We start from the raw sequence: 4,936 nt of genomic DNA on the forward strand, positions 1-4,936 counted from the left end.
GGCCAGCGCGATCGCGCGATCGCCATCGCACAGCGCGAAGAAGCTGATCTCGCGGCCCGCGAGGTATTCCTCGATCACGACTTCGGCGCCGACCGCGCCGAAGGCGCCCGTAAACATCACGGCAATGGCGTCTTCGGCCTCGCGCAAGGTCCTGGCGACAACCACGCCCTTGCCGGCCGCGAGCCCGTCGGCCTTGACGACGATCGGCACGCCCTGCGCGCGCACGTAAGCCAGCGCGTCGTTCGCATTGCCAAAGCGGCGATAGGCGCCGGTCGGGATGTCGAACTCGCGGCACAAATCCTTGGTGAACCCCTTCGAGCTCTCGAGCTGCGACGCGCGCTTGCTCGGCCCGAACGCCTTGATGCCGGCGCCCGCGAGGTCGTCGACGATCCCGGCCGCCAGCGGCGTCTCCGGGCCGACCACGACCAAATCCACGGCGTTGCGTTTGCAGAACTCGATCACGTCGGGATGATTGGCGATATCGAGCGCGACGCATTCGGCCTCGCCCGCGATGCCGGCATTGCCCGGCGCGCACCACAGTCTGGTTACCAGCGGAGAGGCCGCGATCTTCCACGCCATCGCATGTTCGCGGCCGCCGGAGCCGAGCAGAAGAATGTTCATGAGATTGCAGCCAGATGCGGGGTTGGAGACCGTGTCGGTCGCACGAGTCCCCCTGCCGCCGCAAGGGGTAACAAAGTCAAACGCCGTCATTCCGGGGCGGCGCGAAGCGACGAACCCGGAATCCATAACCACGATCGAGAGTATGGATTCCGGGCTCGCGCCAAGAGGCGCGCCCCGGAATGACGAGGTTACTTGTCCCGCGCCGAAGCCGCGATGATCTCCTGCAAGGTCGCGACATGGCGGGCGAAGGCGCCGCGTCCTGCCGCCGTGGCGGTCACCGTGGTCTGCGGTTTCTTGCCGACAAAGGCCTTTTCGACCGCGACATAGCCGGCTTTCGAAAGCGTCTCGATATGGGCGCCGAGATTGCCGTCGGTGGCGCCGGTCAGTCTTTTCAGTTTCGCGAATTCAAGCCCGGTCGCCGCCGGCAGCGCGTTCAGTGCCGCCATGATCCGCAGGCGCAGCGGCTGGTGGATGATGTCGTCGAGCCCGGCCATCGTCAGCTCCGGCGCATCCACAGCCCGCCGAGCTGGTAAATTCGGGACTGCCGAACCCGTTGGACGATCGCGTCGATATCCGACAGCGCCACGGCGGCTTGCATGGCATCAATGCCCGTCACGATCCGCTCCCCGCCTTCACCACGTCTCCATGTGATTGACGCCGTCGATCAGCCGGACGATTCCTGAAACGATCCTTCCCACCATGAAAGTCTCCAAAATCACTGGAAAAAGCTCTACAGATAACTCTGCACGGCAGAGTATTGGAGCCCGCAAGCCCTGGATTGGCGGGGATAGCCAAAAGCCCCTACCCTGCGCGAAAGCTCCAAAACCCGAATCGATTGGCCGATGCCTGCGGAAAACCTGATCAACGCGCCTGAATTCACCGTCTCCGAGCTGTCGTCTGCGCTGAAGCGGACGGTGGAGGACGCCTATGGCCATGTCCGCGTGCGCGGCGAAATCTCCGGCTTCCGCGGCCCGCATTCCTCCGGCCACTGCTATTTCGCGCTCAAGGACGAGAGCGCCAAGATCGAGGCGGTGATCTGGAAGGGCGTGCATTCGCGGATGCGGTTCAAGCCGCAGGAAGGGCTCGAGGTCATCGCCACCGGCAAGCTCACGACCTATCCGGGCTCGTCGAAATACCAGATCGTCATTGAAGCCATCGAGCCCGCCGGCATCGGCGCACTGATGGCGCTGATGGAGGAGCGCAAGAAGAAGCTCGCCGCCGAAGGCCTGTTCGACGAGGCGCGCAAGCAATTGCTGCCCTGGCTGCCGGAAGTGATCGGGGTCGTCACCTCGCCGACCGGCGCGGTGATCCGCGACATCCTGCATCGGCTGCAAGACCGCTTTCCGCGCCGCGTGCTGGTGTGGCCGGTCAAGGTGCAGGGCGAAGGTTCGGCCGAGCAGATCGCCGCCGCGATCCGCGGCTTCAACGCGCTGCCGGAAGGTGGCCGGATTCCGCGGCCGGATCTCTTGATCGTGGCGCGCGGCGGCGGCTCGCTGGAGGATTTATGGTCGTTCAACGAGGAGATCGTGGTCCGCGCCGCCGCCAGTAGCATAATCCCGCTGATCTCGGCGGTCGGCCACGAGACCGACGTCACCCTGATCGATTTCGCCGCCGACAAGCGCGCGCCGACGCCGACGGCGGCCGCCGAAATGGCGGTGCCGGTGCGCAGCGAGCTGTTGGTCGAGGTTTCCGTGCTGGCGCGGCGCACGATGCTGTGCTGGCAGCGCGGCCAGGAAAGCCGCCGCAACGAACTGCGCGCCGCCGTCCGCGCGCTGCCGGCCGCGGGTGATTTGCTCGCGATTCCGCGGCAGCGGCTGGACAGCTCGAGCTCCGCCCTGCCCCGCGGGCTGAAAGCCAACACGCATGCGCATTTCCGTCACTTCGCAGGCGTCAGCGCCCGGCTGACGGTGCGGGTGCTGCGCGGCCAGGTCGCGCATGCCCGGCAGCGACTGACCGTGTCGGGCGAACGGATCAGGCTCTCCGCGCGTTCGCTGCTGCGCAGCCGGCGCGAGCGTTATGCGGGGCTCGAAATCCGGCTGAAGGCCTCAAGGCTCGCCAATGCGCAGGCGCAACGCAATGCCATCGCGCGCGACCGCGAACGCACGCAGCGTCTCGCCGAGCGCGCGCGCCGCGCGCTGGCAACGGTGATGCAGCGGCTTGATGCCCGCATCACCCACAGCGGACAGTTGCTGGGCGCGTTGTCCTATCGCGGCGTGCTCGCGCGCGGCTTTGCGCTGGTGCGCGACGCGCAGGGCCACGCCGTCCATGCCGCCGCGTCCATCGGGCCGAGCGCGCATCTGTCGATCGAATTCGCCGATGGCCGCGTCGGGGCCACGGCGGATGCCGATCGTCCGGCCGCGTCGTCGACGCCTGCGAGTGAGCCAAAGCATGCCTCGCACGACGCCAAGGCGGTTACGCCCAGGCGCGTTGCAAAACCCGTCGGTCAGGGAAGCTTGTTTTAGCGAATGCCTCTCGTCGTCCTGCCCGGACTTGTTCCGGCCAACACGAACGATACTGTTCACCGAAACAAATTCACCGCGCCAGCCATTCCACCACGCGCCTTTCCGCATCCGCGCGCGCCTCGGCATCGCCGCCGATATGGCCGCGGTCCGGTACCGCGGGGTCGGAGCCGCCACTGATCGGATGCAGCGGAAGATTGGCGCGGTCGAAATCGTGCCAGGCGGAGGGATAGAGGATGATCCGCGCCAGCGCGCTGCGGCCGCGCGCGCCGTCGATCATCTGGCGGCAGGCGGATGGCGAACTGACATCATCCCTGGCGCCGATCAACAACAGCGTCGGCACCCGCGCGCTCCAGCCGAGGCCGGAAGAAATCCGGCAGTCCGGATAGAATGCGATCGCCGACCGGAAATCCGGCCCGGCATGGCGCGACGGCAATTGCGGGCGCACCGCCCACAGCAGCGCACTCGCCCCGCTGGCCCAGCCCATCAGGCTGATGCGATCGCGCGCCACCCAGGGCTGCTGCATCAGCCATTGCCGTGACGCCACGATATCGGCGACCCGCTCGCGGCGGGCGAGCAGGCGGGGTTCCCTGGCGCGGCATTGCGGCCCGAGCTCGCGCGACCCGTAACTGTCCGGCAGCAGCACGGCGTGGCCCGTCTTGAGCAATTGTTCCGCCCAGTCGCGGTAGCGCGGCAGTACCGGGTCGGATGGTCCGCCCAATCCGCCGCAGCCGTGCAACGCGATCACGGTCGAAAACGGGCCGTCGCCGTCGGGCTTGTAGAGCTGCGCATGCAGGGTCAAATTGGCCGCCTGGATATCGACCGGATGCGGCGCCGCCGGCAGCGGTGCGGCATCCGCGGCGAAGGCAACGGCAAACAGCGCCAGAAGTAAGATTGCTGACAGGGAGCGCATTTGATCCGGCCTGGCCGCCATGGCGCTGGAAACATAGCGAACCGTGGATTTAAGGCTATCATGCGATCGGACGAGAATCATCACAAGTCGGTGGGTTTACGGAGCGGTCGCTCCGGCCTATTTATGATAGATCGGGTCGGGAAAACATCTGGCCTTTGCCCCCCCCTGAACAAGCGGGGCATATCGGAGAATTCCAGCCGTGCTGAATAAATTCGGTCCCTCGGGCCATGGCGAGGCGCAGGTGCAATATCTGGATGGCGATTTCCGCGTCATCTCGCCGGGAACCTATGTGCGCTGCGCGATATCGAATGCCCGGATCCCGCTCGACGAACTGAAATACTGGAGCGTCGACCTGCAGGAAGCCTACGCGCTTCCGAGCACCGTGCTGCAGCGGCATTTTCCCGGCGCGCTGAAGGCGCGGGATTGAGTCGCAGGGCAAAAGCGCGTTTGCGCCGTGCCCACCCACTCATTCAGCGATAGTTCTTCTCACGCGCCTTGAATAACTGCTCCGAGACGAACCGCCGCAGTTGCGCGTGGTCGTCGAATGCCAGCGTCACCGCAAACGGCACGATCTCCCGCGCCCAGGCAGCTATTTCCCCGCCGCTGCGCAAGCGCGCCAGATCCTTTTCCGTGGTCACCGCCGTCAGCGCATCGCGTCTGGCCTCCGACAGCAGGCTTTCGATCTCGCCCCTCGAAAACGAATGATGGTCCGCGAAAGCGCGTCCCCTGACGACCTCGATCCCGCTCGTCTGCAAGGTGCTGAAGAACCGCGCAGGATCGCCGATGCCTGCAAAGGCGAGTACCCGCCTGCCGCGCAGCGAAGCCACCGACGCCTCGTCCGGCTTGAGACGCGCTGACAATACCGGCTTGCCCTGCGCGGCGACATCGGCCGCCACCGCCTTGGCGGCTGCCCCGTCCCCGACCACGATCAGCGCGTCGGTGC

The 4,936-nt window shown here is 66.3% G+C and carries 6 protein-coding genes; 2 read left to right on the forward strand and 4 right to left on the reverse strand.

Going from position 1 to position 4,936, the window contains the following annotated elements; translation table 11 throughout:
* Together WCE35_RS22945 and WCE35_RS22950 are read right to left on the reverse strand one after the other, a co-directional pair.
* Positions 1 to 621 (reverse strand): phosphoribosylamine--glycine ligase (locus tag WCE35_RS22945; protein ID WP_424595600.1); only part of this gene is annotated, 621 nt, incomplete at its 3' end.
* A gap of 188 nt (positions 622 to 809) precedes the next feature.
* Positions 810 to 1,115 (reverse strand): winged helix-turn-helix domain-containing protein, encoded by a 306-nt coding sequence (locus WCE35_RS22950; protein ID WP_424595601.1) that lies wholly within the window; start codon positions 1,113 to 1,115, stop codon positions 810 to 812.
* Positions 1,116 to 1,463: 348 nt separating this feature from the next.
* On the opposite strand from WCE35_RS22950, the gene xseA reads away from it, so the two are divergent.
* A complete protein-coding gene (gene xseA, locus WCE35_RS22955; RefSeq protein ID WP_424595602.1) occupies positions 1,464 to 3,083 on the forward strand; it encodes an exodeoxyribonuclease VII large subunit in 1,620 nt (539 codons plus the stop codon).
* A gap of 70 nt (positions 3,084 to 3,153) precedes the next feature.
* Here xseA and WCE35_RS22960 read toward each other — a convergent pair whose 3' ends face one another.
* Positions 3,154 to 3,993: a dienelactone hydrolase family protein gene (locus WCE35_RS22960; protein WP_424595603.1), complete on the reverse strand. Its 840-nt coding sequence runs from the start codon at positions 3,991 to 3,993 to the stop codon at positions 3,154 to 3,156.
* Positions 3,994 to 4,192: 199 nt separating this feature from the next.
* On the opposite strand from WCE35_RS22960, the gene WCE35_RS22965 reads away from it, so the two are divergent.
* Positions 4,193 to 4,420 (forward strand): DUF2093 domain-containing protein, encoded by a 228-nt coding sequence (locus WCE35_RS22965; protein ID WP_424595604.1) that lies wholly within the window; start codon positions 4,193 to 4,195, stop codon positions 4,418 to 4,420.
* Between the two features lie 43 nt (positions 4,421 to 4,463).
* Here the strand turns inward: WCE35_RS22965 and WCE35_RS22970 are convergent.
* Positions 4,464 to 4,936: tetraacyldisaccharide 4'-kinase (locus WCE35_RS22970; protein WP_424595605.1), on the reverse strand; the 473-nt coding region annotated here is incomplete at its 5' end.

The organism is Bradyrhizobium sp., assembly GCF_049691595.1.
In the GTDB taxonomy this organism is placed as follows: Bacteria; Pseudomonadota; Alphaproteobacteria; order Rhizobiales; family Xanthobacteraceae; genus Bradyrhizobium.

Bases quoted from the DNA above. Each gene is read 5' to 3' on its own strand.
- WCE35_RS22950 (WP_424595601.1), bottom strand. From the start codon at position 1,115: ATGGCCGGGCTCGACGACATCATCCACCAGCCGCTGCGCCTGCGGATC.
- xseA (WP_424595602.1), top strand. From the start codon at position 1,464: ATGCCTGCGGAAAACCTGATCAACGCGCCTGAATTCACCGTCTCCGAG.
- WCE35_RS22960 (WP_424595603.1), bottom strand. From the start codon at position 3,993: ATGCGCTCCCTGTCAGCAATCTTACTTCTGGCGCTGTTTGCCGTTGCC.